Here is a 24,994-nt window from a genome sequence, read left to right as displayed (position 1 = left end):
CACCTATTTTAAACCAGCTTTCGCCTTATTTTCCAAAGCAATAATTTTATTCCGAGTATCTGAAGGCCCACCTACAAACTTTAGTCTGTTAATGACGTCCAGCCCCTCTTGATACTTGCCCATATTTTCCACTAGCAGTGTTGCATAATTATAGAGAGCTTCTTTGTTATTGCCGTTGTCTTTCAAAATCTGCGCATAAAGATCTGCAGCTTTGTCGTACTTGCGATGAGCTGACAATGCGATCGCATAATTATTCAATACACGCGGATCACGCACGCCACGTTTGTACGCCGTCTCAAGAACGACTTGCGCTTTGCCATAGTCCTTCTCTTGCACATAGATTGCGCCGAGGTTGGCTGCGGCGACTGCTTCGTCGTTATTGATGTCCAAAGCCTTACGGAAAGATTTGATGGCGTCTCTTCTTTCACCTTGTGCCAGCTGTACGATACCTAAGTTCGAATGAAGCTCTGCCATTTTCGGGCTTGAGCTAATGGCTTTAGAAAGCAAGTAGCGGCAAAGATCGTAACGACCGCGCTTATAGTGATACATCGCCAAAGCATTCAAAGCCTTAGCATCATTCGGAGACTGAGTGAGGATCTGGGTCGCAGCCTGATAAATCTTTTCATCACTTTGCGATTTAATAGCCTCGTTTAATGCCGCATATTGGGAAGGTGTCGTCGGAACCTGAGGACGAACTGGTTCTTCCGCAATCGGTGCAGGCTTTGGTTCTTCTTTTTGAACCGAAGGCGCATCCATAACAGAAGAGCGAGTCTCCGGCGCTTCCGTTTTACTTTCTTTTTTTGAAGAAGACGAACACGCCGTTAAAGCTAGCAATGTTAGTAATAGTCCAAGCTTTTTCATCTTATTGCCCCATCCAATTCACTAAGCGGATGTCAGATCCCACTTCGCCACCATTGTAGTAAGTCTTAGGATCAAGCTTATTCATGTATTCATAAGCTGTTTTGAAGCCGTCATTATAAACTTCCAGTTCTAACCCGCGCTCTACGGCCAGCTTAAAGCTCTCTTTCGCTTTGGTATTGAACGGCTCCGCAAACTTTTCAACGCCTGCCTTATACTGTTTCGTTTCTTCGGCGTTCAATCCTGGAGGAAGTGGCGCATTTACAATAGCTTGAGCCATATTTTGGTTGGCTTCGCCAAGCACGCTTAACGAGCTCACAATCTCTTCGGCGCTGTCATATTTAATAATGTCAGCAAGTTCACCTGTCAGTTTGGTCAGCAAAGCGATCTTCTTATCCGCAGCGGCCTTTTGTTTATTCGGATCCGCCGGGAAGGTGATGGCTTTCATCTCTTTGAAAGTTTCTTGAGCCTCACCAAATTTCAGTTTCGCAGCCCAGGAAGCTCCGACACCTTTTTTGTTCGGCGCAAAACGCTTCTGAATAGACAGGGTCTTCTGTTTCCACTCGTCGGCCTTTGTTTTGGCACGCGATCTTTCTGAAAGTTCGCTGACCCAGTAAGCAGCTTCGACCACTTTCTCTTGATCACGTCCGCCGTTTTCTACGTATTCCGTGTAACGAGCGATAGCGGCACCATTCTGTCCCGCCTTGCGATGGATTTGAGCCATGCTGAAGACAGCTTCGATGTTGTCTGCGTGCTTTTTATTTAATTTGGTAAACTCTGTATAAGAACGGATCGCCTCATCGGATTTACCTAAAGCTTCATAAAGAACAGCCGCATTGAAAATCAAGTTCGGAGCCAAAGGATCTGTTGGATTTTCTTGAGCCGATTGTTTGTAAAGCTTCGCCGCCTCTTCAAACTGAGCGGAATCCTGATACTGTTTCGCCAAAAGACGACGCGCCTTAGGTTTCAATTTCTCTGCAGCCGGGTCTTTGGAGTCAATAACGCCTTGGTATGATTCAATCGCCGGGCCGTTCATTCCCGCGCGCTCAAAGTTAACACCGGCATTGAACAGCGCCGTTGTCGCCAAGTTCGATTTTGGATTTTGTTTAGCAAATGCTTGGTAAACCTGCGCGCTGTCCGCGTACTTCTTTTCAAGCTCTAAATCTTGACCACGTTTGAAGGACGCCTTTTCAAGAACACCGCGAATATCGGATCCTGCTTTAGAGGCCGCAATGGAAGGAACTGCCAGAAGCTCTGCTCCCGTTTTTTCCAAGCCCACATAGTCTTTCTTCAAGTTATAGATGTCCAAAAGAAGATTGGCTGAATATTCGGCATACTTTGTATTCGGATGCTGTTGCACGATTTCACGGAAGTGCTTAGTGGCTTCATCAAAGTGATTGCTTTGATAATAAAGTCTTCCGATACGGAATTTGATCTCAACCGCTTTTTCAGATGTTGGGAATTTCTCGATGTACCACTGGCCCGCCTTAATAAAGCGGTCCACTTTCGGTTCAAGAGGGACCGGATCCAGAGAGTTTCCTACGCGTTTTTGCATCTCTTGATCCGACGGAATACTTCTTTCCACTGACAAGATTAAGTTCTGTGCAGATTTTCCATAAAACTTACTTTGCGGAGCATTGTCGACAACCCACTTGTACTGAACTGAGGCTTCGTCGTACTTTTGCATATCGTAAAGAAGCTCACCATAATAAAAGTGCATATCCCCTGCCGAGGCAGAATCCGGGAATTCACGTAGATAAAGTTGGTAACCTTCATTAGCCAACGACTGTGAATAAGGAGCTCGCGAGTTTTGCGCCGTCTGATGTTGTTGCAAAACGTAGTTACGCAAAGTCGTTTCACGCAGTTTATACGAATTTTCAATCAACTCTTTATTATTCTTATTGGCAGCATACCAAGCCCCAGAAGCGTCGTAGTCTTTAACCCAGCTGTAAAGCTCAGTTTTAAAGCGCGAGGTGTTCTTAGCATAGTAATAGTTTTGAACAATTTGGTACTGGTACTCGAAAGCTTTTGGCGCCGTCGGATTTTGAGAGATTAAGAGTTTAAAGACATCTCTGGAAGCGTCTTTATTCCCACGATCAGAGTACTGGTAAGCCAGCCTTTCCAAATAAGGAAGATATTCATTGCCGACTAAATTTTTAAAGTAAGACGCTGCTTTACCCGGATCGCCACCCTCCGCATAGAAGATCACGATATCGCGAAGAGCTTCGCCTTCAAGACGTGTGCGGTTGACCGTACGACGGCCCGCCAATTGGTCTCCCGTTTCAGCTTTTCCACTTTTGATAATGAACTCTAGATAGTTCATGGCCTGCTGAACTTTACCAATACGGAACAAACACCATGCGCCCTTATAAAGAGCGAAAGTGTGCAAACGGTGTCTCTTCTCTTTGATAAGGTAAGAGTATTCTTTATAAGCCGGAGCCCACTTTTCGTTTTCGAAATAGTATTCCGCTAAAGCGAAGTGAGCTTCACCCACGAATGGCGAGTTAGGATATCCACGAGTTAATTGCTCGTAGTATTGGGCACCTTTTTTAACTTCACCAAGCTCAAAATAGTTATAACCTAAGAAGAATAAAGCTTGGCTGTTCTTTTCATCACGAGGGAAGTCTCTTTGGAACCACTCATAAAGTTGAACTGCTTTTTTATTATATTCACGCGCATCGGCTGTATCCAAGCGCGGTTTCTTTTTAGTTTTGCCCGCTTGAAAAGCACGTAACTTGGCATCGTACTCGTCTTGCTTACGGGAGTCGATCAGGCTTGCTTTTTCAACATAGAGCTCTGCCAAACGCAGCCACAATTCCCCACGGTTCGGGCTGGTTTTGAATTTTTGAGTCAGTTTGTACAACTCTTGAATTTGTTGATCCAAAACGCGCTCGTACTGCGCCTGTTCGCTGCTTGCTCCCGAGGATTCATGTTGCATGATTTCAGAAGAGCGAGGAGGTTTTACAGACTCAAGGTTGTAAGAGCGAACATCTTGTTTGAAGCCCATGTTCGAGGCAGGAAGCGAGGTGTCTGTCTTGGACATTTGCAGACGTCCACCACGGCTGCTTTCGCTTGCTTGCGACAACAGCTCACCCACTGTCTTTTTCTTAACAGTCTTAGTAGTTTTTACTGTCGATCTTTGTGCGAAAGCCGGGCTTAAGCACAAAGTGGTAAGAAGACTCGGAATAAGAAGTTGATGCCTGTTGAATTTCATATATTACTCGCAGCTTTGTTTTCCAAGATAGTGGTAGTTTCCAACTTCATCGAGCCAGTACTCACCTTGGAACGGATAGTACTCGTATCCATTTTGGATATAGAACTGACGGTCGATATTTTCGTCGATCTGCTCGATATCTTTTCCAGAAATTTTCTTTTTAATACTTTCTTTGCGTCCCGTGATCATTTCGTAGCGGATAAATCCCGCTTGTTCGTAAAGGTCACGCAATTCCACGCGCATATTTAACAAATGCGCTTTCACCATATCGCCGACTGCGAACTTCGTATTTTTTCCGCGGTTGGCAAGAATCTTCAAAGCGTATTGACCCAACGGAGAGGCGCGGAAAGCCGGGTTGGACTCCACGCGCGCTCTTTCCTGATTTAATTTTTCAAGGTAATGCATGGACCGCTTCACATCGCCTTGATCCAAAACATTACGAAGAACGATGTAAGGAAGGCGAAGGTTAGAGCTCTTATCCGTTGTCTTCATGTAATGGGCTTTTTCGATTTCCGCATAGAAGGCACTGGCTTCATTCGTGGATTTCAAGAAATCACCAATTTTCGAACGAACCGGCCCGTAAGTTTTTTCAAACAAACTTAGGACCTTTTCCATTTCGTCATACTTACAGATGTAAAGATAGACGATGGCACGAAGAAGTAAACTCTCCGGCATATAAAAGTCTTCGTAATATGCCGAATGGAGAGTTTGGAAATTACTTAAAGCAGAGCGGAAACGGGCCGCACGAAGCATCGCCCAGCTTTGCTCAAAAACCGCATCATGCCACATCAATGTGTCACGCGGGACCTGGGCATAGGCTTCAATAGAGGCTTCCCAATCTTGTTTTTGGTAGAGTGCGCGCGCTAAGCCCATTTGTGCCGCCACTTTATTAGTGTCCGTGACGGGAGCTTTTCTACGAGCATCTAACATTTTATTGAATGTTCCGATCGCCAAGGAAGGTTGATTTTCTTCCAACTCGGCAAGACCCTTGTTATAAAGAGCCTGAAAGTAATAACTACTTCCGAAGCTGACTTTGCCGAAAAGTTCTGCCGCTTGACGGAACTCACGATTACGAAGTCTGATCTCTCCCAAACGATAGTTGATCATATCGCGCAAGTTACTTGGGAAATCATTGAGGTCTACCCGAGAAATCGCGTAGTTCAAAATCGTGTCATCACCCAATGTATCAGCGACGATTGAAAGTTTTTCAATCGCAAGCTTCGAATACTTAGGATGCTTGGTACGAATAACGTCGACAAACTGAAACGCCGCTGTTTGATTCAGCTTCAGCTCCATCAACATCGTTCCTAAGATGTACTTAATTTGAGGACGCTCGGCCGCCAACTCAGAACGACGGCTCAGTGTGAATAAATTGTTCGCCGCAGCCTCATACTGACCGCCTTGGGCCATGCGCAAGGCATTGCTCAATTGGTTCTTCAAAGTCGCTTCACGCGTATTTGAGTTGTATAAAGGCGCTGTTGTACGAGCACGTGGTTTCGTTTTTCTTTGCGCAGAACTTGCCAAAGGAACAACCAAGCTTGAAGCGATCAGGAGTAGTAATAATTTCTTCATCGGTAACTAGCCTCCGGAAAGAACCAACTTACGCCCACAGTGAGGAAGAGGTTGTTAAATGAGTTCGTCGAACCGTCGATGCCGGTCGCGTTAAAGAAGTTCCAACTAAAATCCCAGCGAACGGCGTAAGCTTTGCTCAGCGCAAAAATCTGTCCCGTCGCCAAGTGAATAGTTCCCGCATTCTCTCCAGCCTGAGTGTTCGTTGTTCCATAGCCGGCAGAAACATAAAGATCGAAAGGAACGATTTTTTCGTTGAACCAAGTCATTTTTCCATAAACCGGGATGTACATTACGTCGACACCGAAGTAGGACTTCGGATAAACCAGGTTTTCGGTTGAAACGCCTTGAATATCACGCAATTCTTCTGTCGATGTGCGATCAGAACTCGTCAATCCAAAGTAGTTCAGCTCTACACCCCATGATTCATTCAAGAAATAGCTGGCTTTCGCCACACCACCAAATGTCAGGAAGAACGGATCATTCGTCACCGTCGTTAGACCGCCAAAAAGTTGGAAACGGCCTGTTTTAGGAAGGAATCGTTTTTGAATAACAGAGACTTCCTGGAATGGAGACAGTGATCCTAAACCAGAAAAGTCCGTCAACGTGTTGTCGCGAGGTGAAGTCTCTGAATAGCTAGGTGCAGAGTTTGAAATAGAATTCTGCCTAGGAGCAGATCTGTCGATTTCAAGCTCAATCACATCTAATTCATCACTCTCTGCTGATTGTGCTTGCACAGCTGCTGGCGCAATCAGGGCGAGGAGTAAAAACACTTTCGTCAAATTCTTATTCAACATCTGCTCACTCCTCTTAAAACAAATACGACAAGCCCACATCAAGGTTTGTCGTGAAAGTTACGCGCTCTTCAAAATCAGAATAGTCAGGAACAGGTTCATTCGGTTTTAAACTTCCAGCCAAGAACGGAACTGGAGCCTGATTCGCGTAAAGACGTAAATCAAAACGCAGCGACCAATTTTTAGTGAAGTAGAATTTTTGTCCCAATCCAACGGCCACCGCCGGATAGGTCTTATGCACGTACTTCACGACTCCGGCAGAAGCGGAACCAAAAAGGATCGTATTAATCACAAGGGACTTTGAGAGACTCATTTTTCCATAGAAAGCTTTTAAGTTATAATCCAACATTGCCGTGAGCTCCGGTGATGGAGCCCGATCAAATTTCAGATTAAACTGCTCATCTAATTGTTCGGCATAGCTTGAAAGACCGGCGAAGTTTTTCGCTAACAACAATCCCCAAGCGCTGCTTTCGCTGGTATTATAATAGATTCCCAACCCCAGCTTACTAACGTTTGCAATCGGCTCAGTCATCGCATAACCGTAAAAGATATCGGCTTCGATGCGTTTATCTGTTACGACATTGCGGTTCTTTACACTCACCGGCTTGTCGAACACAGGAAGAACAGACTCTTGCGCCAACTCTTCCGGAGGAAGCTCAATCACTTCCGCAGCAAAAGCCGCCTTATGCAGTAGCAACGCAAGTATAATAATCGCAACGGCTTTGAAACCATTTTTTAGCATGAATACCTACCTAGAGGAAAAGGCCCCATATTTATAGATGTAATCACAAACCTCTCTGACAGCCCCACATCCACCGGGTCTGCCAGTCACGTAATCCGCTATTTCTAAAACTTCTTCGACGGCTTCAGGAACTGTCGCCCCAAAAGCGACGGCTTGCAGAAGAGGAATATCGAAAATATCGTCACCGACATAGGCCATCTCGTCGGGACGAATGCCTGATTCCTTTTGCAGCTGTAAGAAAGAAGGTTCTTTGTCGAGAGCCCCTTCAAAGAGGAAGTGTATTCCCAAAGATTTCACGCGCGCGCGAATGTCTTCGGCTTTACTGCCAGTAATCACGGCAACTTTGTAACCCGCTTCCATGATGCGTTTAATGCCTACACCATCACGAACGGAATAAAAGCGACGCCATTCTTTGCCGTCAAACCACATGCGAGTGTCCGTTAAGACGCCATCCACATCGAGGACCAACATCTTGATATTTTTCAGTTTTGATATTTCTAGTGTCACAGAATCATTGTTGAAAATTATATACAAGGCGGCAAGTGCCCTACCTTGATACAGGACTTAGGGTTGTGACAGAGGCCCGACGTTAGTCCTGCAATTTTTCACTTACAAACCCAAAGACTTCGAATGATCCTGATCTGCGCTCAACCAGGATTGAAGATGAGCAGGCATCGGAGGGGATTGAAGATCTAAATCCAATGCTTTTAAAAGATCTTGGGGCGATACCAAACCACCCTTTTTACTTAAAAAACGCGCGCGAATCATTCCAATTGCCATGACTTCACCACGGCTCGTGAACTTGTGTTCTAAATAAAGGTATTTTTCATCCCACGCTATCAATCTTGTGCGCAATTCAAACTTTTGAAACACCTGCAAAGAACGTCGGAATCGAATCATTTCAGAAGCCACCACCGGGTACCAGCCGTTTTCAGAAATCTTTTTGGCTGCACCAGCGCGAATCATGTAATCGACGCGCGCAAGATCTTGCAAAGACAAGTAGACGCCGTTGTTCATATGCATAAGAACATCAAGATCAGTCGGCCAGACGCGGAAAGGAGTCGCGCATTCATCCATAACACCAACGGATTTACGAAATCTTGAAAACAACAATACGTGCAAAAGACGGAAGATTAAATTCATAGCCCCTACTTTGATTTACTTTCAAGCTGACTAACTCGTTGTTGCAGTCGGAAGAGCTGAGTCTCTAGCTCTTTCACTTTCTGTTTCAATTCATTTGTTTCCTTATTATCCGAAGCGGGATTTTCTGCTTGTAAAAGTCCCGCGCCCAACTCGGCTCTTTTTAAGTTGAGCTCCTGTAAAGCCTCAACATCGCTGTCGTCGACCTCACCGTGAGCCGCGTACTGATCCTTCAACGCCTTCTGCTGTTCTTGGATCTGACGGCTAAGCTGAGTCATCTGCTGCAAGTTCTTAAATGTATTTGTCACGCGCTTGAAGTTAGGTGGGAATTCTCCAGTGATGACGGAAAAAACGATAACGAACATCACGATGGAAATAAAAAGACTGCGCAGAATGGAACCAGCGATTTTCCCTAGGACCTGAAGCATTTCGAACTCCTGAAATGAATTTGACTCAAGGTCTTAAGAATGGTCAAGTGAGCCATATAAACTCTGGACGAGGTTTTCATGAGAAATTTGTGGCTGCTGCTAGTGGTGCTTCCTTTCCTCCTTTCTTGCACAAAAAAGGATGACTCGACCGTAGCAACTAAATCCATGCCTCCAGAATTGGTCGTTGGGACCGACGCAGCCTACGCCCCGTTTGAAAGTGAGAACGCCGATAAATCCGTCGAAGGATTTGATGTCGACGTGATTCAAGCTGTCGCAGACAAGGCCGGGTTCAAGATTAAAATCATTAATACTCCGTGGGAAGGTCTATTTAACCAATTGGCCTCAGGAGACCGCGACATCCTGATCTCTGCTATCACGATCAACAGCGAAAGAAAAAAGGTCATGGATTTTTCAGAGCCTTATTTTGAAGCGGTGCAATTGATTGCTTTGCCACTGAAATCCAAGGTGACCAAGTTTACCGAGCTGCGTGGACTTAAAATCGGTGTGCAAACCGGAACCACGGGTGATGAAGTCGTCAGCGGATTGCTCGGCAAGACGGACCTCAATATTAAGCGCTTTGAAGGCACTCCCTTGGCATTGCAAGAATTAGTGAACGGCGGTGTCGATGCGGTGGTTGCTGATAACGGCGTAGTTAATAACTTTTTAGCGAACAATACAAAAGCTTTTAAAACCGTCGCTGATCCTAGTTTCGCCAAAGAACACTATGGAATTGCAGTGAAGAAGGGCAATACTGAGCTTTTAAATAAAATCAATGCTGCTCTTCAAGCCATCAAAAAGGATGGAACTTACCAAAAGATCTACGATAAATATTTTGGAAAGAAATAGTCCATGTTTGAATGGTTTCGCACGGATATCATCGCAGAGTACATGCCCCTTTTCATTCGGGGGTTGTGGACGACTCTCACCCTAACTGCTATTGGAGTCTTTTTCGGGACCCTTTTAGGTTTAATGTTAGGCTTGGGTAAAATCGCCCGCGCCGAAAGAGGCCCCTGGCGTTGGCCTCTTAAACTTTTCGTAAAAACACCTTCGCAAATTTATATTTCATTTTTTCGCGGCACTCCCCTTTTTGTACAGATACTTCTCATTCATTTCGCTCTGGTTCCCTGGCTTATTCATGCAGAAACAGGGGCTCTTATTTCAGGGGAAGCCGCTCTGTATTTGAAACGCGAATATGGAGCTTTGATTTCAGGATCTTTAGCTTTAAGCCTTAACTCTGCCGCATACATTGCTGAAATTTTCCGCGCAGGAATTCAGTCCATTGACCGTGGACAAACAGAGGCTGCGCGTTCTTTAGGACTTAACTATTATCAAACGATGCGACAAATTATCATTCCTCAGGCATTTCGTCGCATGCTTCCACCGTTAGGAAATGAAGCCATCACGCTTTTAAAGGATTCGTCATTAGTTTCCGCGATTGGTTTAGCCGAACTTGCTTATGCCGCAAGAACTGCGGCAGGAGCTTACGCACGTTATTGGGAACCGTATCTTTTCATTTCTGTGATTTACCTGATTATCACTTTAGGCATGTCATACGTTGTTCACCGCCTTGAAAGAAAGTATCAATCCGTATGATTCAAGTGACACATCTTCAAAAGTATTTCGGTGAACGCCACGTTTTAAAGAACGTCCATTGCGAAATTAAAGACAATGAAGTCGTGTGCATCATCGGGCCTTCCGGCTCTGGTAAAAGCACATTTCTTCGTTGTTTAAACGCTTTAGAGAATGCGCAAGCTGGTAAAATTCTTGTCGATGAGTTTGATGTCACGGATCCCGCGACGGACTTAAATAAACTTCGTGCGCATGCGGGAATGGTTTTTCAACGTTTTAATTTATTTCCGCATATGACAGTTCTGGAAAACATCTGTCTTGCGCCGATGCAGGTAAAAAAGATCTCTTTGACAGAAGCGCAGAAGAACGCGCGCGAACTGCTAAAACGAGTCGGCCTCAGTGAAAAGGAAAACTCCTATCCTCAAGAACTTTCTGGCGGACAACAGCAACGCGTGGCCATTGCACGCGCCCTGGCTATGGAGCCACAAGTATTGCTCTTTGACGAACCCACGTCAGCATTAGACCCAGAGATGGTAGGAGAAGTGCTAGATGTCATTAAGTCTTTAGCGCACAGCGGGCGCACTCTGATTGTCGTTACTCATGAGATGGGTTTCGCGAAACAAGTCGCGGATCGAGTTCTCTTTATGGATGATGGACAGATCGTCGAAGAAGCTCCTCCCCAAAAGCTTTTCGAAAACCCTCAAAATGAACGCACTAAAGTTTTTCTTAGCAAAATATTGAAGTGAGTTCCTGTTTTTAGTCACATTTAGACCTCATTGATCGCTTCCCTATCTTAAGCTGGATATGTATAGGTATGACCTATATTCCCAAGGCCCCCAAGTGGGACAGCACTTTCGAGTTTTTAAAAAATCCGTACTACTTTATTCAAGAGACTTGTGAAACCTTGAACACGGATATCTTTCAAACTCGTATCGGACTTAGAAAGACTTTCTGTCTTACGGGAGTCGATGCCGCGAAGTTTTTTTACAACGAAGAAAACTTCATCCGAAAGGGAGCTATGCCAGAGCCGCTGCAAGCGACCCTTGTAGGTCAAGGTGGTGTGCAAGGTTTGGACGGCAAGAAGCATCTTCATCGCAAAAAAATGTTTTTGTCCTTTATGACAGCGCCAAGCATTCAAAATTTACTTCAAATCAGTGAACGTCATTGGATGAAGGCCCTGCGTAATTGGCAAGGCCAGAAGACAGTCCTGTTGTTCGAACAATCTCAATTGATTCTCACCATGTCCGCTTGCGAATGGACGGGAGTGCCCCTAAAACACTCTGAGCTCGCAGAAAAAGCCGAACTCCTGCGCTCTATGTTCGATGATGCCGGCAGCGTGAGCGCTCGCCACTTTCGTGCACGGGCTCGAAGAAAGCAGGCAGAAAGCTGGATGAGTGCACTTATTGCCGAGATTCGCGAAGGAAAACTCAAGGTACCAAAAGATTCTGCACTGTATGTCGTCGCAAACTTCAAAGAAGAAGATGGAAATTTATTGCCATTAAAAATCGCCGCCGTGGAGCTTCTGAATTTGCTTCGGCCCACCGTCGCCGTTTCAGTATTTATCTTGTTTGTAGCTCACGCGCTTCACTATTTTCCCGGAAATCGCACCAAAATATCTGAAGATTCTTCTTACGCTGATTTTTTTATTCAAGAGGTTCGCAGGTTCTACCCGTTCTTTCCTGCTATCGCCGCCATCGCCGCCAAAAATTTGCGCTGGAACAACGTGACGATCCCACAAGGCGCCCGAGTCCTGTTGGACCTTAACGGAATTAACCATGATCCCATCCTGTGGCACAATCCAGAAAGCTTTTATCCCGATAGATTCAAGAAGTGGGATGGCAGTCTTTACAATTTCGTCCCACAAGGAGGCGGCTTTCAAGAAACCAATCACCGCTGCCCCGGCGAGTGGATCACTCGGGAATTGATGAAACAAGCTGCCACTATTTTTTCAAAAGAAATTCTTTATCGGGTTCCCGAGCAAGACTTAACCTTGCGACTTTCGCGCATGCCGCCCATACCGAGCAGTCACTTTGTCATTTCAGATGTTCAATACAAACCCAAGACTCAGTCAGATTTACGAGATTTTAGGACGATATAAAGAACTGAGACAAAAACAATAACTCCGGCTCCCAACACATAGACTTCACGACTGAAAAAGAACAACAAACCGCTAGAGACACATGCCGCGAGTGTCGGTATCAAAGGCCATCTCCCGATGGAAATAGGCACTTTGAATGGACGAGTTCTATGAGGCTCTTTGAATCGAAGGTAAATCAACGCGATATTAATGACCGTGAACGCGATCATTGTAGCAAAAGAAGAAACACTGGCGACCACTTCAATTCCACCCGCAGGTAAAAGGGCCATAGCTAACCCGAACACCGCTAGCGCCCCCATCCACGGTGTGGCGCGCTTACTTAAAAGTTTGGAGAAAACGCTTGGCAGGTCTCGTTCTCGGGCCATACTAAAAATGATTCGGCTGGTAGAAATCATAGAAATCAAAACTGTATTGGCTGTCGAAAAAAGCGCTATTGCGCCTAAAGTTCTTGGCACCCAGGCCGCTGCATTTCGAGTAAGATCACTCAAAGGAGCATTGCTACGTCCAAGCTCTTCAGGACTTCCCAATGCAAGAGCCGTCAAACTAACAAGCAAGTAAAGTACCGTTGAAACACCAAGACTAATAATAATGCCTTTGGGCAGATCTTTTTCTGGGGTTTTGGATTCTTCGACTAGATTTACAATGTTTTCGAAGCCGAAATAAGCAAAGATGACGAGTGCCGCGCCAGAAATCACTGCACCGTCAAAGCGTACTTCCGAAAGAGCTTCACCGAATTTGGGCGATTGAGTTCCAACCCAAACAAATATCAAAAGACCTAAGATTTCAATGAGCGTGAAAACAACATTCACCCAACTGGATTCTTTGATACCAATAATATTCACCAGAGTGAAGACACCTAGAAGACAAAAGGCCGTCACAAATTGCGGTACTTCGGCAAACTGTTGAATATACCCCGAAAAGGCGATAGCCACCGTCGTCGCTGTGCTGATGCCCGCAAATATCATCATAGATCCGCACAACATCGCTAAGTACGGCCACTGCGGGAAAATATTTTTTACATAAATATATTCGCCCCCAGTTTTTGGAAATGTAGTAGCGAGTTCCGCGTAAGACAGTGCCGTTAACGAGGCACAGAAAGCTGCTAGCAGAAAACTGACCCATAAACCGTTTTCCGCCACACCACCCGCTTTTCCAATGACGGAATAGATACCGGCTCCTAGGATCATGCCGGTGCCATAAAAGGTGAGGTGAAAAAGACTCAAGGATTTCTTCATGTGCACGCCCTAAAGATACTTTAGAATTTGGGATTATCTAGCTGAATCCGTATTCGCGTTGCCAGATGCCATTTTGTTGGACCCTTCTCGTCATATCTTGACCGAATTGTCGGGTCGCGCAAAGGTGATTGAATGACATCATATACTTCTTTGATTGAAAAATCGAAACAATGGCTAGCGAGCGACGTGTACCCTTTATGGTCTACAACTGGAGTGGATAAAGCAAACGGCGGCTTTATTGAAAACATCTCTTTTGACGGCACCCCGATGGATATTCCCCGTCGCTCCATGGTTCAAGCCCGTCAAATGTATTCTTTTTTAACGGGCGCGAATCTGGGCGTCTGCAAAAAAGAAGTGGCTCATCCTCTTGTGGAAATGGGCGGTCGCTACCTCATGCAAAATTATTCTGTTCCGTCAGGTGCATTTATTCACTCTATTCATCTTGATGGAACTCCGAAAAGCTCTAATCCAGATCTTTATACCGAAGCCTTCGCTCTTTTTGCGCTGGCTCAAGCCTATATCGTAAAACCTAGTCCCGAGATCAAAGAAAGAGCCAAAGCTTTGGTGAAATACCTAAATCGCGAGCGTGCCGTTCAAGGCGGCGGTTTCACAGAGATGGATGAAAAGGGGACTCTTTCTTATAAATCGAACCCTCACATGCACATGTTTGAATCGGCGATTGCCTGGATGCAGATTGATAAAGATCCAGAGTGGAAAGAGCTGGGCCACAACATCATTACTCTGTGCTTGAATAAGTTCATTGATAAAGAAAGAGGTGTCTTAGGCGAATACTTCGACAAAGACTGGAATCACCTGCGTGAAAATGGTCTTTTCGTTTATGAGCCTGGTCATCAGTACGAGTGGGCATGGTTGATGTCTTTGTATGAAGATCTTACGGGGCAGGATTTAAAATCCATCCGTCACAACTTATTCTTACTTGCTGAAAAATACGGAACATCTCGCACACGAAAAGTAGTGTTCGATGAGATGTGGAGTAACTACACTCCGAAAACTCAGTCTTCTCGTTTCTGGCCTCAATGCGAAAGAATCAAAGCCGCTTGCCGATTGGGAACGGAGGCCAGCGCGGATCAAAAAGAAATTTATGCTCGTGGTGCTGATGAGGCAATGGAAACTCTCTTCAAGTTTTTCCAAACACCTCTTCGTGGAACTTGGTATGATATGCTCTCGGATAAAGATGAATTCAATGGCACGTTTGCCAAAGCAAGCTCCCTTTATCATATCGTAAATGCGATGGAGGAGTATATCAACCTCCGCCCTCGCCTTTGATAATCTAGCGAACTTTCGCTTTCAATAAATCCTGAACATGCAGGATTCCGACCGGCTTCTTAGGAGTGGCGGAATCCTTATCCAGAACAAAAAGCATGTTGATTTGGAATTGCTCCATCACAAACAGTGCTTTTTCTGCAAATTCATTTGCATCGATTGTGCGTGGATTGGTTGTCATAAGATCTTTCGCAGTTCCCGTTAGTGGGTCATCACTTTTTTCCAAGCGACGACGAATCTGACCATCGGTGATTACGCCAACGAGATCGCCTTTGTCATCAACCACACCTGCAGCACCGCGAACATCTTTATGGGTCATCGCTGAAAACACCTGACGAAGTGGTGCTTCAAGGCCAACTGTTGGCAGCGCATCTCCCGAGTGCATCACATCGCTAACACGAGTTAAAAGACGATATCCTAAACTTCCACCAGGATGAAATTCTGCAAAATCCTGAGGGCTGAAGCCTTTTTCCGTCATCACGGCCATCGCCACGGCATCACCCATAGCTAAAGTAGCTGTACTGCTGGCTGTGGGAGCTAAATTCAAAGGGCAAGCTTCTTCGGAAACATACACGTTCAAAGTCACTTGCGCCGCTTTCGCCAAAGATGAGGTCGGTTTACCGGTTAAAGCAATCAGCGGAATAGATTTACGAGCCACATACTTGAGGATTCCTGCAAATTCCGGGGACTCCCCACCATAGGAAATCGCAATGACGACATCTTTGCTTTCAACAATACCCAAATCCCCGTGAGAACTTTCTGCCGGATGCAAAAATACGGCAGGAGTTCCCGTTGAAGAAAATGTGCTGGCAAGTTTGCGTGCAATCTGTCCTGATTTTCCCATGCCCGTCAGGATCAGTTTCCCCTGACAGTCTTTGATCATCTGAACGACTTTTTCAAAATCAACACCAATACGGTCACGCAAACCCAGGATCGCCTGAGCTTCGACTTCCAACACTTTAAGACCTTGCTGAACTACCTTTGACATTGCAAAGACCTTTCTTACTTATTCTTCAAACTCGCTTTTACAAAATGCACGAACAAGGGATGCGGCTCAAGCGGTTTAGACTTAAATTCAGGATGGTACTGCACCCCTACAAACCATGGATGATCTGGAAGCTCGACGATCTCAACAAGATCGCGCTCTTTACAGATTCCTGAAGCGACCATTCCGTTTTTCTCAAAAAGAGCTTTATATTTATTATTAAACTCAAAACGATGGCGATGGCGTTCCATGATATTCGACGCCTTATACACAGAATGCGCGCGAGTTCCCGAAGCCAAATTGCAAGGGAAAGCTCCTAAGCGCATCGTTCCGCCTTTGTTAACGATGCCACGTTGTTCAACCATGGTATCGATCACGAAATTGCCGCTGCGTTTTGTTTCCGCATGAAATTCACGGCTTGTCGCATCTTTAATACCACATACGTTGCGCGCAAATTCAATTGCGGAAAGCTGCATACCGAAACAGATACCGAAGAACGGGATGCGTTTTTCACGGGCGTATTTAATAGCCGTGATCTTACCTTCCACACCACGAGTTCCAAAACCACCGGGAACCAGAATACCGTCCACTTTTCCTAAAAGCTGATTCACTGTTTTGTCAGTCACTTTTTCAGAATCGACATAAATAATTTCAACACGTGAATTATTGGCGATACCACCATGAACCAAAGCTTCATGTAAAGATTTGTAAGATTCTTTTAAATCCACATACTTTCCGACAACACCAATTTTCACCGTGTGAGCTGGATTGCTAAGAACTTTCACTAGATTTTGCCAACCTTTGAGGTTGGGCTTCGACGAAGTAAGACCTAATCTTTCGACGATCAACTCATCCAGCTTTTCACGATGAAGTGCTAAAGGAACTTCATAAATAAAGCGACTGTCCTGAGCGGCGATCACGTTTTCTGCCTTCACTGAACAGAAAAGTCCTATTTTACTTTTTAGATTTTCATCAATCACTTTTTCACTACGACAAACCAAGAAATCCGGTTGTAAACCAATTTCACGCAGCTCTTTCACCGAGTGCTGCGTGGGTTTTGATTTCAATTCTCCCGCCGCGGCGATATAGGGCACATAAGTGACGTGCACCAGAACAGAGTTTTCTTGACCTACATCCAAACGCATCTGACGGATGGCTTCTAAAAACGGCTGACCTTCGATATCCCCGACGGTTCCACCGATTTCAACCAGAATAATCTCGCTTCCCTGAGCAGCTTCGTAAATACGTGCTTTGATTTCTTCCGTGATATGCGGAATCACCTGCACTGTTCCACCCAAGTAATCTCCGCGACGCTCGCGCGCTAAAACCGTGTCATAGATTTGTCCTGTAGAAACAGAGTTCGCTCTGTTCATAACGGCTGAAGTGAAGCGCTCGTAGTGGCCTAAATCAAGATCTGTCTCGGCACCGTCTTCAGTCACATAGACTTCACCGTGCTGAAAAGGAGACATCGTTCCAGGATCCACATTCAGATATGGATCGAATTTCATAATTGTTACACGGTGGCCACGGGCCTCCAGCAAAGAGCCTAAGCTTGCTGCCGTTAGACCTTTACCAATCGAGGAAACAACGCCCCCGGTGACAAAGATGAATTTTTGTTTCAAAGCTTTCTTCGTCGACTTCGCGGTCGACACCTTCGTGGTTTTCTTTTTCGCCATTTTGTCTCCTGACGATTATAACATTTTTTCGAGTCGCGCTAAATCTTCGGGAGTATCCACCCCGACGAGAGCTTCCTTGACTCGAATGACTTTGATTTTAGCACCTAAATACAACGCTCTTAACTGCTCCAGGCTTTCGGCATTTTCAATGAAAGCGGGAGGAGCCGCACAGAACGTTTTTAAAAACTTTTTTGTATAAGCATACATACCAATATGCTTCATGCAGCCTTCATGCGATCCCATCTCTTTCGCCGATTTACGAGAGTACGGCATGGCATAACGGCTGAAATAAAGAGCCTCATCGTTTTTATTCAAAACGACTTTCACCGAATTCATCGACTGAAGTTCTTCTTCGCTGATAGGATGAGCGAGTGTGGCCATGTCCAGGTTTTTATCCTCAAGAAAAACTTGGGCGAGCTTATCGATAAGCTCGCCCGTCACTTGAGGCTCATCACCTTGAATATTAACAACGATATCACAGTCGATGTTTTGAACGGCAGCGTTGATACGATCACTTCCCGTGGGAAGCTCACTGGCGGTCATAACGACTTTTGCTCCTGCCGCTTCGGCCGCCGCCTTAATGCCCTCGTGATCGGTAGCAACTATCAGCTCACTGATAAGCTTGGACTTGCGGGCGCCTTCAATCGTCCACTGGATCAGGGGGCGACCCTTTAACAACTCCAGTGGTTTTCCTGGGAAGCGAGTCGAACCGTACCGAGCGGGAATGACGCCCACAATTTTCATGGTTTCACCCAATTTTCGTACATATATTCTTCGATCTCATCTTGTCCCTCTTTTTTCAAAGAAGACACGGCGAAGACCGCGCTTAAGCCCGACATTTTTTTAACTTTAGCCACGGCTTGATTCATATGATTGCGAGTCATCTTATCCGCCTTAGTCAAGGCCACTGCCATAGGGAATCCGCGACGATCCGAAAACTTCTTTAAAAGCTCTTCATCGGCTGTCCACTCACGGCGAATATCCATGACCAACAGAAGGCCGACTAGGTTTTCACGAGTCATGAGATAAGTTTCGATCATCGAATTCCACTCTTCAATTTCATCAACAGAACGCGCAGCAAATCCATAACCAGGCATATCCGTTAGGACGTATGAATCTTCCATGTTAAAGAAGTTCAAAAGACGCGTTTTACCTGGAGTCGAACTGACCTTCGCAACTTTTCCTTTTGCCAGCGCGTTGATGAAAGAAGACTTTCCGGCGTTGGAGCGACCGGCGATGGCAACTTCAGCTAAATTGTGGAGAGGGTAATCTTTTGCCAGAACGGCACTTTTAATGAATTCGATCGTTTTCGGCATAGCTAAGGCTATCAGAGCTCGGGCCTTTTCTCAATTCTCAGAAAGGGGTCCCCGCACCAATAATCTGGTGAGTCGAAAGCCGTGTAACCCCGTTTATTTCGTTCTGAGGCCGGCGAAACTCTTGAAATAAGCCCCTGCCATAACAGGAGGCACTCATGCACCAACCTTTCTTAAAAGTACTCGATGAAAACTCAAAAAACCTTTCCCTTGGGGAATTCATGACCTTGGGGAAAGACCCTCAATGTCAGATCCAGCTGACAGCGGAACAGATCTCGGATCGCCATGCGCGTATCGAGAAAAAAGATTCTCATTATATCATTCGCGACCTTCGCTCTGCCGTCGGTACTTACGTGAACGATGCCCGCGTTGTCGAAGCGGTCCTTCAAGATGGCGACATCATTCGCCTTGGCACTTTAGAACTCATTTACAGAGAAAAAGAAGAGACGCAAACGGTGTTTCCCCTTTCAAGCCGCAATGAAGTTTGGAATGACGAGCTTAAAACCTTAGGCAACGTCGCCAAAACCGAATTCCCAGTTTTAGTTTTAGGTCCTTCGGGCACAGGTAAGGACGTCATCGCCCAAGCTTTGCACGACACCAGCGATCGTCACCGCGGACCTTTCGTCAGCGTCAACTGTAGCGCCTTAAGCGAAACCCTGATTGAAAGTGAACTCTTTGGGCACGTTAAAGGATCATTCACTGGTGCCATCAACGACCGCAAGGGAGCTTTTGAAGCTGCCCGCGCAGGAACGCTTTTCTTAGACGAGATCGGAGATCTTTCTTACAGCTTGCAGGCAAAGCTCTTACGCGCTTTAGAAAACAACGAAATTCGCCCCGTAGGCGCCGACCGCAATATCAAAACTGACGTGCGAATCATTGCGGCGACTCACCAAAATTTGAGTGAAAAAATTCGCGAAGGCGCCTTCCGCTCGGACTTGTACTTCCGTTTGAATGTTATCGCGGTCAATCCTCCGGCCTTGCAATTCCGCATGGAGGATTTTGAAGAACTTCTTTATAACTTCGCCCGCAAAATGCGCGTGCGTTTTTCTTTTGGCGCCATTGCCAGATTAAAAAAACACTCTTGGCCAGGAAATATTCGTGAACTTAAAAACCTGGTGAGTCGTGCCGCTGCTCTTTATCCGCGTGAGCACATCACGGAAAACCATATTGAAAAACTTTTGGATCGCACCTTGTTAGAGCCGACGGAAAAGGTCGTTAATGACATTCCGGTGATCAAAGAGATTGAAAAACAGATGATTATCAAAAGACTGACGGCCAATCGTGGCAATCAACGTCGCACAGCTCAGGATTTAGGAATGCCGAAGAGCACTCTTCATGATCGATTGAAGTACTACAATATCGATATTTCAAATTTTAAGGCTTTATAATAGCGGTCTTGATAAAGATACGGCGAACGTACCCTTTCGTAAGAATCTTATTCACTTCTTTGCGCAATCTTTCGCAAAGAAGTTGTTTTCCCTCCCCTGAGGACGCCTGATCGAATGTCGTTTCTTCGATCGTTCTCAGGAATAAATCTTCCACTTCAGGTTCACGGTCTTTGATTTCGACAACGACTTCAGAGGCCGTGCCTTCCACGTAAAACTCAAATGCTCCCATGGGATTCGGTCCGGACTCGGCGGAGCGTTTGAGGTTCACCACCATCTTTTTCATTAAAAGAATATTTTGAGTCGTCCGAGTTGAATCATAGAACGATTCCATTTCGGCCTTGGGATCATACTGGTATTTTCCTTGAGACCAATCTGCAAATGAGCCGATGAAAAGTTCCTGCTCATGAGGAACTAAGCCTTTGGTAACCGTACGATAAATTAGATAGGCAGACGCACCCGTTAAAACAATGAGTCCTACGAAAGCTAATTTCTTTATCAAACTAAAAGATTTAAACGCAGTAAGCCCTGTGCCGATTCCGGCTTTCATTGATGCCGCTGACTTCTTCAACCATGCCAGCGTATTCGGACCCGCGTTTCGGAGATTTTGAATGGCTTGTTCTTTCCACTTAATCCAACTTAAGCGAAGAACCGTGCGCTTCATTTTTATTTTATAAGAAATTTTTGGAAGGAAAGGCAGAAGCTTATAAATTTTCTGACGAAGACCTGTCGAGCGTTCCCACAGTTTTATTTCTTCTTCCAGAATGTATTCAAGCTCAACACCTTCTTCATAGATGGTGTTTGAAGGATCATCAGGGCCGATATCAATAAGGCCTTTCGCAAACTCAGGATCTTCATTGGCAATAATTTCGTCTAACGACTCTAAGGATAGAACGTCCTCGGCCTCCCCTTCGGGTGCGCCGTCCTTTTTTTCTTCCTCAACTTTGGTCGTGCTTTCTTTATCTGCCAAGCCCCACTCCCAAGACGATTGTAAGAAAAGAACCAAATACGTCGCAAGAACAATTTATAAACAGAAGCTCATCGGCTAGCATAAAGTTCTAGGAGACCTTCAATGAAGTCTGTTTTGCTTCTGATTCCCGTTGTTTTACTTTCAGGATGCGCGAATTTCCAAAGATCTACCGGCAGTGGCTATGGTGACTCAACTACTCAATATTCTGACAGCCGTTCGGGCGATTCCAACTATCTTGACCGCGACACCAGAAAAACCGCCTATGAAATGGGCAAAGACCCCACTTCACTGACTTCGCGAGACATCGAAGACATTCGCAATCGTCAAAAAGTAAGAGAGTTAGAACGCTCCCTAGGTTCAAAGAAAGAGCGCGAACAGTATTCAAAAATTCTTCCATGGCTAAAAAACGACGAAGAAAAAATCCAATTTCTTTCAATTCCCTCTATTGAAGGCCGGCAACAATGGATCAACCGCAACGAAATCTGGAGCCGCAGCCAAGCTCCACAACAAGAGATGCGGGATCTTGTTGAAACCCAAGACATCGCCGTCGGAATGCCTCAAGAATACGTACGCCGATCCTGGGGCGAACCCCTAGCAGTCGAAGTTTCAGGAAATCCGATTTATAAAAATGAACGCTGGAAATATCAAAGACATGTGTCGACGTCTTCAGGTTTCAGACAAGAAACGAGATTTGTCTACTTCGAAGGAGGACGCGTTGTTGGGTGGGAGACGGAGTAGGCTTTCCTGTTTGGGAAGGGCTTTTAGCTTTACTTCCCTTTCGCTCGGACAGTCCTCGCTCTTTCTGTTACTTCTTGGCTACCGCTGTTGCTGATTGCTTCGCTGCGGAACTCGCTGCAGGGAAGTAAAGCTAAAAGCCCTTCCCAAACACGAAGTCTCTCGTCTCCACGCCAGTCGCAGTGGCTGGCTGCCGCGTTAGCTGAGCTAGCGCGATGTTCTTCTCAAGATCAAAAATTTGAATTTGATCGAAGCTAATTTCACGAACAACCGTCTACTAACTTTAACCCGCCGAACACCAGCGCTGATCAAAAAGGTTCGAGCGCAAGGCGGAGGGTTTTGGCTGCAGCGGAGGCGTACTCCTAGTACGTCGGAGCGGAAGACAAAGCCCTCCAACGCAGTCGATCGGGCCTTTTTCATCAGCGCGGGTCAGTGGGCTTCGTCCCAGTTGTTTCCTATTGCATAATTCACTTTTAGTGGAACCTTCAGCTGCGCCACATTCTCCATTATTTTCACAAGCTCTGGGGAATACTTGTGGAGGTCTTCTTCTGTCGCTTCAAAGATCAATTCGTCATGCACTTGCAATAACATTCTTACTGGCACTTTTTCAAAGACCTCAATCATTGCTTTCTTTACAAGGTCACTGGCCGTTCCTTGAATAGGAGCATTGATGGCGGCGCGCTCTCCGAATTTTTTTAGAGCCATGTTTTTTGATTTCAGCTCTTCGATATAACGGCGACGACCGAACAAAGTTTCTACGTAACCTTGTTCATGGGCTTTCTTCACCGTGCCTTCGATGTACTCGCGAACGTTTTTAAATCTTGTGAAGTAGCGTTCGATAATATCTTTAGCTTCAGTTCTTGAGATGCCCAAGTTTTCAGCCAAGCCAAACGCTCCTTGTCCGTAGGCGATTCCGAAGTTGACGGCCTTTGCAGATCTTCTTAAGTCGGACGTAACTTGATCCAAAGGCACGTTGTAAATTTCGGCTGCGGTCGCCGCGTGAATATCTAAATCTTCAGCGAAGGCTTTGCACAAATTCGGATCTTCCGAAATGTGGGCCAAAATTCGAAGTTCAATTTGTGAATAGTCCACCGACAACAGCTTCATTCTTGGAGCGGCGATAAATGCCTTACGCACCTGCTGGCCGCGTGCCGTTTTGATCGGAATGTTCTGTAAGTTCGGTTGCGTGCTTGAAAGACGGCCCGTTGTCGTCAACGCCTGATTGAAGCTGGTGTGTACGCGATCGTCTTTAGCATCAATCATTGTTGGCAGCGCATCCACGTATGTGGATTTCAACTTAGAAAGCTCACGCCATTGCAAAATCAGCTTGGCAATCGGATGATCTAATCCAGACAGAACTTCTTCGTCTGTGGAATAACCTGTCTTCGTCTTTTTAGCAGCTGGAAGTCCCATTTTTTCAAAAAGGATAACGCCCAATTGCTTCGGACTTCCGACATTGAAGGTTTCACCGGCTTCTTTGAAAATACCTTGTTCAAGAGTCGCGATTTCCCCTTCAAGCTCTGCACTTTGCTTCGCCAAAAGATCTTTATCGATACGCACACCCCATCTTTCCATTGAAAGAAGAACGCGCACTAAAGGAAGCTCGAGTTCCTGATAAACTTTTTCACTCGCCAGTTTTTTCAGTTCATGCTGCAAAGTTGCGGCAAAATTGCGATGGGCATTGTACAAAGCCGAAGGCGAAACAAGCTCTGGAATAGTCTCCAACATGTAACGAGTATAAATCTTGTTGAAGTCAGACGTGTCTCCAGCTTTTAAAACATACGCGGCTAACTGAGAATCCCAAGCGGCCATCGGAGACTTGGCTCCAATTTTATACCAGAAGGCCTTAAGGTCAAAGCCGCTCCAGCGAATTTTGAAAGTGTCAGAAAGTTTTCCGAGATATTCAAAGTCAGAAACCTCTAAAACTTCAGAGTCAGTGCCTATGAAAACTCCGCGCGTGTCGCTGAAGCCCCATAAAGTTTGATTTTCCGCAAGCATTTCCGCCAAGTCGCGAGTTGTGACCGTGCGCTCTTGGAAATGCTTATCATCTTTCGTGATAACTAATGTCGGCTGAATTTCTCCTTCACTCACGGCTTCACTTGGAACAGAAACTTTTGGCGTTGAAGAAGGAACTTCCGTTGTTGAACCAAACAGATTTTTTTCGAACGTCTTAAAGTTCAACTCTTGCAAAAGAGCTTTTAACTCTTCAGTCTTAAAAGGCTGAAGCTTATAGGCATTGTAATCTTCCGGCACCTTACAGTCCGTTGAAATAGTTACGAGCTTTTTTGACAAGAATGCATTTTCTTTAGAAGCCAGAAGCTTTTCACGGACACTCTTGCTTTCAACTTTGTCGATATTTTCGTAAATGCCCTCTAAAGTTTTAAACTGCTCAAGAAGTTTGATTGCGCCTTTTTCACCAACGCCTTTCACGCCGGGAACGTTGTCCGAGGCATCGCCGACAATGGCTAAGTAATCAATGAATTGCGCCGGACTGACTCCCCACTTTTCAAAAACGCCTTTGGCGTCGTAGCGGATGTCTTTCATTGTGTCGTAGAGCCACACATGCTCTTGCACCAATTGTCCGAAGTCTTTATCGCCACTGACGATGAAAACTTCCATATTGTGATGACGGCCCCATTTTACTAACGAGCCGATGATGTCATCCGCTTCATAGCCTTGCATATCGAATGCGGGAATTCCCAAAAGTTCAGCGAACTTTTTGATGTAAGGAACTTGTTTTTGAAGATCTTCAGGCATTTCCGTACGGTGCGCCTTATAGTCAGCGTACATATCTTTGCGGAAGGATGGCTCTTTGCGGTCATAGCAGAAAACCAAGTATTCGGGTTTTTCTTCTTTTAGAAGTTTGATGAGCATGGATAAAAATCCATACACGGCGTTAACAGGAACACCTGATGGCGACGTCAGTTGGCGGATCGCGAAGAACGCGCGGAAAAACATGGCACTGACGTCGATGAGATAAAGCTTTTTCATAAGATCTC

The 24,994-nt window shown here is 45.6% G+C and carries 22 protein-coding genes; 7 read left to right on the top strand and 15 right to left on the bottom strand.

Features of this window, described 5'->3' with window-relative positions:
- Positions 1-3 precede the first annotated feature (3 nt).
- From ACLWBD_RS03595 to ACLWBD_RS03560, 8 genes are all read right to left on the bottom strand, one after another.
- Positions 4-861: a tetratricopeptide repeat protein gene (locus ACLWBD_RS03595; RefSeq protein ID WP_413569547.1), complete on the bottom strand. Its 858-nt coding sequence runs from the start codon at positions 859-861 to the stop codon at positions 4-6.
- Between the two features lies 1 nt (position 862).
- Complete coding sequence (locus tag ACLWBD_RS03590) at positions 863-4,072, bottom strand: tetratricopeptide repeat protein (RefSeq protein WP_413569546.1); 3,210 nt, start codon at positions 4,070-4,072, stop codon at positions 863-865.
- Positions 4,073-4,075: 3 nt separating this feature from the next.
- On the bottom strand, positions 4,076-5,644 hold the full coding sequence (locus tag ACLWBD_RS03585; RefSeq protein WP_413569545.1) for a tetratricopeptide repeat protein: 1,569 nt from the start codon (positions 5,642-5,644) through the stop codon (positions 4,076-4,078).
- Positions 5,641-6,438 carry an outer membrane beta-barrel domain-containing protein gene (locus tag ACLWBD_RS03580; RefSeq protein WP_063206487.1) on the bottom strand — a complete coding sequence of 266 codons (798 nt, stop codon included), beginning with the start codon at positions 6,436-6,438 and terminating at the stop codon, positions 5,641-5,643. The genes ACLWBD_RS03585 and ACLWBD_RS03580 overlap by 4 nt, the downstream gene beginning before the upstream one ends.
- Positions 6,439-6,451: 13 nt before the next feature.
- Entirely contained in the window at positions 6,452-7,177 is a 726-nt protein-coding gene (locus ACLWBD_RS03575) for an outer membrane beta-barrel domain-containing protein (protein WP_063206486.1), read from the bottom strand.
- 6 nt (positions 7,178-7,183) lie between these two features.
- A complete protein-coding gene (locus ACLWBD_RS03570) occupies positions 7,184-7,684 on the bottom strand; it encodes a KdsC family phosphatase (RefSeq protein ID WP_063206668.1) in 501 nt (166 codons plus the stop codon).
- Positions 7,685-7,786: 102 nt separating this feature from the next.
- Positions 7,787-8,320 carry a thioesterase family protein gene (locus ACLWBD_RS03565; protein ID WP_413569544.1) on the bottom strand — a complete coding sequence of 178 codons (534 nt, stop codon included), beginning with the start codon at positions 8,318-8,320 and terminating at the stop codon, positions 7,787-7,789.
- Positions 8,321-8,325: 5 nt separating this feature from the next.
- The gene (locus ACLWBD_RS03560) at positions 8,326-8,745 is read right to left on the bottom strand and encodes a hypothetical protein (RefSeq protein ID WP_413569543.1); all 420 of its coding nucleotides are present in this window, start codon (positions 8,743-8,745) and stop codon (positions 8,326-8,328) included.
- Between the two features lie 78 nt (positions 8,746-8,823).
- Here ACLWBD_RS03560 and ACLWBD_RS03555 point away from each other — a divergent pair, with 78 nt between their 5' ends.
- The 4 genes from ACLWBD_RS03555 (at position 8,824) to ACLWBD_RS03540 (ending at position 12,412) form a co-directional block, all read left to right on the top strand.
- Complete coding sequence (locus ACLWBD_RS03555; RefSeq protein ID WP_413569542.1) at positions 8,824-9,591, top strand: basic amino acid ABC transporter substrate-binding protein; 768 nt, start codon at positions 8,824-8,826, stop codon at positions 9,589-9,591.
- 3 nt (positions 9,592-9,594) lie between these two features.
- Complete coding sequence (locus tag ACLWBD_RS03550; protein WP_063206482.1) at positions 9,595-10,338, top strand: amino acid ABC transporter permease; 744 nt, start codon at positions 9,595-9,597, stop codon at positions 10,336-10,338.
- A complete protein-coding gene (locus ACLWBD_RS03545; protein ID WP_413569541.1) occupies positions 10,335-11,060 on the top strand; it encodes an amino acid ABC transporter ATP-binding protein in 726 nt (241 codons plus the stop codon). Before ACLWBD_RS03550 ends, ACLWBD_RS03545 begins: the two co-directional genes overlap by 4 nt.
- 323 nt (positions 11,061-11,383) lie before the next feature.
- Positions 11,384-12,412, top strand: a complete 1,029-nt coding sequence (locus ACLWBD_RS03540; RefSeq protein WP_413569540.1) for a cytochrome P450 — start codon at positions 11,384-11,386, stop codon at positions 12,410-12,412.
- Here the strand turns inward: ACLWBD_RS03540 and ACLWBD_RS03535 are convergent.
- On the bottom strand, positions 12,379-13,647 hold the full coding sequence (locus tag ACLWBD_RS03535; protein WP_413569539.1) for an APC family permease: 1,269 nt from the start codon (positions 13,645-13,647) through the stop codon (positions 12,379-12,381). The genes ACLWBD_RS03540 and ACLWBD_RS03535 overlap by 34 nt on opposite strands.
- A 132-nt stretch (positions 13,648-13,779) precedes the next feature.
- Between ACLWBD_RS03535 and ACLWBD_RS03530 the strand changes: the two genes are divergently transcribed.
- Positions 13,780-14,934: an AGE family epimerase/isomerase gene (locus ACLWBD_RS03530; RefSeq protein WP_253696664.1), complete on the top strand. Its 1,155-nt coding sequence runs from the start codon at positions 13,780-13,782 to the stop codon at positions 14,932-14,934.
- A 4-nt stretch (positions 14,935-14,938) separates the two neighbouring features.
- On the opposite strand, the gene ACLWBD_RS03525 is transcribed toward ACLWBD_RS03530, so the two are convergent.
- The 4 genes from ACLWBD_RS03525 to yihA are packed head-to-tail and all read right to left on the bottom strand — an operon-like array spanning position 14,939 to position 18,908.
- On the bottom strand, positions 14,939-15,919 hold the full coding sequence (locus ACLWBD_RS03525; protein WP_063206478.1) for a KpsF/GutQ family sugar-phosphate isomerase: 981 nt from the start codon (positions 15,917-15,919) through the stop codon (positions 14,939-14,941).
- Positions 15,920-15,933: 14 nt separating this feature from the next.
- Positions 15,934-17,592, bottom strand: a complete 1,659-nt coding sequence (locus tag ACLWBD_RS03520; protein ID WP_253696662.1) for a CTP synthase — start codon at positions 17,590-17,592, stop codon at positions 15,934-15,936.
- Positions 17,593-17,607: 15 nt separating this feature from the next.
- Positions 17,608-18,336: a 3-deoxy-manno-octulosonate cytidylyltransferase gene (gene kdsB, locus ACLWBD_RS03515; RefSeq protein ID WP_063206477.1), complete on the bottom strand. Its 729-nt coding sequence runs from the start codon at positions 18,334-18,336 to the stop codon at positions 17,608-17,610.
- Positions 18,333-18,908: a ribosome biogenesis GTP-binding protein YihA/YsxC gene (gene yihA, locus ACLWBD_RS03510; protein WP_413569538.1), complete on the bottom strand. Its 576-nt coding sequence runs from the start codon at positions 18,906-18,908 to the stop codon at positions 18,333-18,335. Before yihA ends, kdsB begins: the two co-directional genes overlap by 4 nt.
- 155 nt (positions 18,909-19,063) lie before the next feature.
- Between yihA and ACLWBD_RS03505 the strand changes: the two genes are divergently transcribed.
- The gene (locus tag ACLWBD_RS03505; RefSeq protein ID WP_413569537.1) at positions 19,064-20,293 is read left to right on the top strand and encodes a sigma-54 interaction domain-containing protein; all 1,230 of its coding nucleotides are present in this window, start codon (positions 19,064-19,066) and stop codon (positions 20,291-20,293) included.
- Here the strand turns inward: ACLWBD_RS03505 and ACLWBD_RS03500 are convergent.
- Positions 20,280-21,260, bottom strand: coding sequence for a flagellar basal body-associated FliL family protein (locus ACLWBD_RS03500; RefSeq protein WP_413569536.1), 981 nt, complete (start codon positions 21,258-21,260; stop codon positions 20,280-20,282). The two genes, ACLWBD_RS03505 and ACLWBD_RS03500, sit on opposite strands and share 14 nt — an antisense overlap.
- 102 nt (positions 21,261-21,362) lie before the next feature.
- Between ACLWBD_RS03500 and ACLWBD_RS03495 the strand changes: the two genes are divergently transcribed.
- On the top strand, positions 21,363-21,998 hold the full coding sequence (locus ACLWBD_RS03495) for a hypothetical protein (RefSeq protein WP_413569534.1): 636 nt from the start codon (positions 21,363-21,365) through the stop codon (positions 21,996-21,998).
- 426 nt (positions 21,999-22,424) lie between these two features.
- On the opposite strand, the gene polA is transcribed toward ACLWBD_RS03495, so the two are convergent.
- Entirely contained in the window at positions 22,425-24,986 is a 2,562-nt protein-coding gene (gene polA / locus ACLWBD_RS03490; RefSeq protein WP_413569533.1) for a DNA polymerase I, read from the bottom strand.
- Positions 24,987-24,994: the final 8 nt, after the last annotated feature.

The sequence above is a fragment of the Bdellovibrio sp. HCB117 genome (genome assembly GCF_047305915.1).
GTDB classification, from domain to species: domain Bacteria; phylum Bdellovibrionota; class Bdellovibrionia; order Bdellovibrionales; family Bdellovibrionaceae; genus Bdellovibrio; species Bdellovibrio bacteriovorus_B.
The sequence above is the reverse complement of the archived record's forward strand: the minus strand, read 5'-3'. Positions and strand labels throughout refer to the sequence as shown.

Bases quoted from the DNA above. Each gene is read 5' to 3' on its own strand.
- ACLWBD_RS03560 (WP_413569543.1), bottom strand. From the start codon at position 8,745: ATGCTTCAGGTCCTAGGGAAAATCGCTGGTTCCATTCTGCGCAGTCTT.
- ACLWBD_RS03550 (WP_063206482.1), top strand. From the start codon at position 9,595: ATGTTTGAATGGTTTCGCACGGATATCATCGCAGAGTACATGCCCCTT.
- ACLWBD_RS03575 (WP_063206486.1), bottom strand. From the start codon at position 7,177: ATGCTAAAAAATGGTTTCAAAGCCGTTGCGATTATTATACTTGCGTTG.
- ACLWBD_RS03565 (WP_413569544.1), bottom strand. From the start codon at position 8,320: ATGAATTTAATCTTCCGTCTTTTGCACGTATTGTTGTTTTCAAGATTT.
- ACLWBD_RS03530 (WP_253696664.1), top strand. From the start codon at position 13,780: ATGACATCATATACTTCTTTGATTGAAAAATCGAAACAATGGCTAGCG.
- polA (WP_413569533.1), bottom strand. From the start codon at position 24,986: ATGAAAAAGCTTTATCTCATCGACGTCAGTGCCATGTTTTTCCGCGCG.
- yihA (WP_413569538.1), bottom strand. From the start codon at position 18,908: ATGCCGAAAACGATCGAATTCATTAAAAGTGCCGTTCTGGCAAAAGAT.
- ACLWBD_RS03520 (WP_253696662.1), bottom strand. From the start codon at position 17,592: ATGGCGAAAAAGAAAACCACGAAGGTGTCGACCGCGAAGTCGACGAAG.
- ACLWBD_RS03585 (WP_413569545.1), bottom strand. From the start codon at position 5,644: ATGAAGAAATTATTACTACTCCTGATCGCTTCAAGCTTGGTTGTTCCT.
- kdsB (WP_063206477.1), bottom strand. From the start codon at position 18,336: ATGAAAATTGTGGGCGTCATTCCCGCTCGGTACGGTTCGACTCGCTTC.
- ACLWBD_RS03545 (WP_413569541.1), top strand. From the start codon at position 10,335: ATGATTCAAGTGACACATCTTCAAAAGTATTTCGGTGAACGCCACGTT.
- ACLWBD_RS03495 (WP_413569534.1), top strand. From the start codon at position 21,363: ATGAAGTCTGTTTTGCTTCTGATTCCCGTTGTTTTACTTTCAGGATGC.
- ACLWBD_RS03555 (WP_413569542.1), top strand. From the start codon at position 8,824: ATGAGAAATTTGTGGCTGCTGCTAGTGGTGCTTCCTTTCCTCCTTTCT.
- ACLWBD_RS03595 (WP_413569547.1), bottom strand. From the start codon at position 861: ATGAAAAAGCTTGGACTATTACTAACATTGCTAGCTTTAACGGCGTGT.
- ACLWBD_RS03525 (WP_063206478.1), bottom strand. From the start codon at position 15,919: ATGTCAAAGGTAGTTCAGCAAGGTCTTAAAGTGTTGGAAGTCGAAGCT.
- ACLWBD_RS03580 (WP_063206487.1), bottom strand. From the start codon at position 6,438: ATGTTGAATAAGAATTTGACGAAAGTGTTTTTACTCCTCGCCCTGATT.
- ACLWBD_RS03590 (WP_413569546.1), bottom strand. From the start codon at position 4,072: ATGAAATTCAACAGGCATCAACTTCTTATTCCGAGTCTTCTTACCACT.
- ACLWBD_RS03535 (WP_413569539.1), bottom strand. From the start codon at position 13,647: ATGAAGAAATCCTTGAGTCTTTTTCACCTCACCTTTTATGGCACCGGC.
- ACLWBD_RS03505 (WP_413569537.1), top strand. From the start codon at position 19,064: ATGCACCAACCTTTCTTAAAAGTACTCGATGAAAACTCAAAAAACCTT.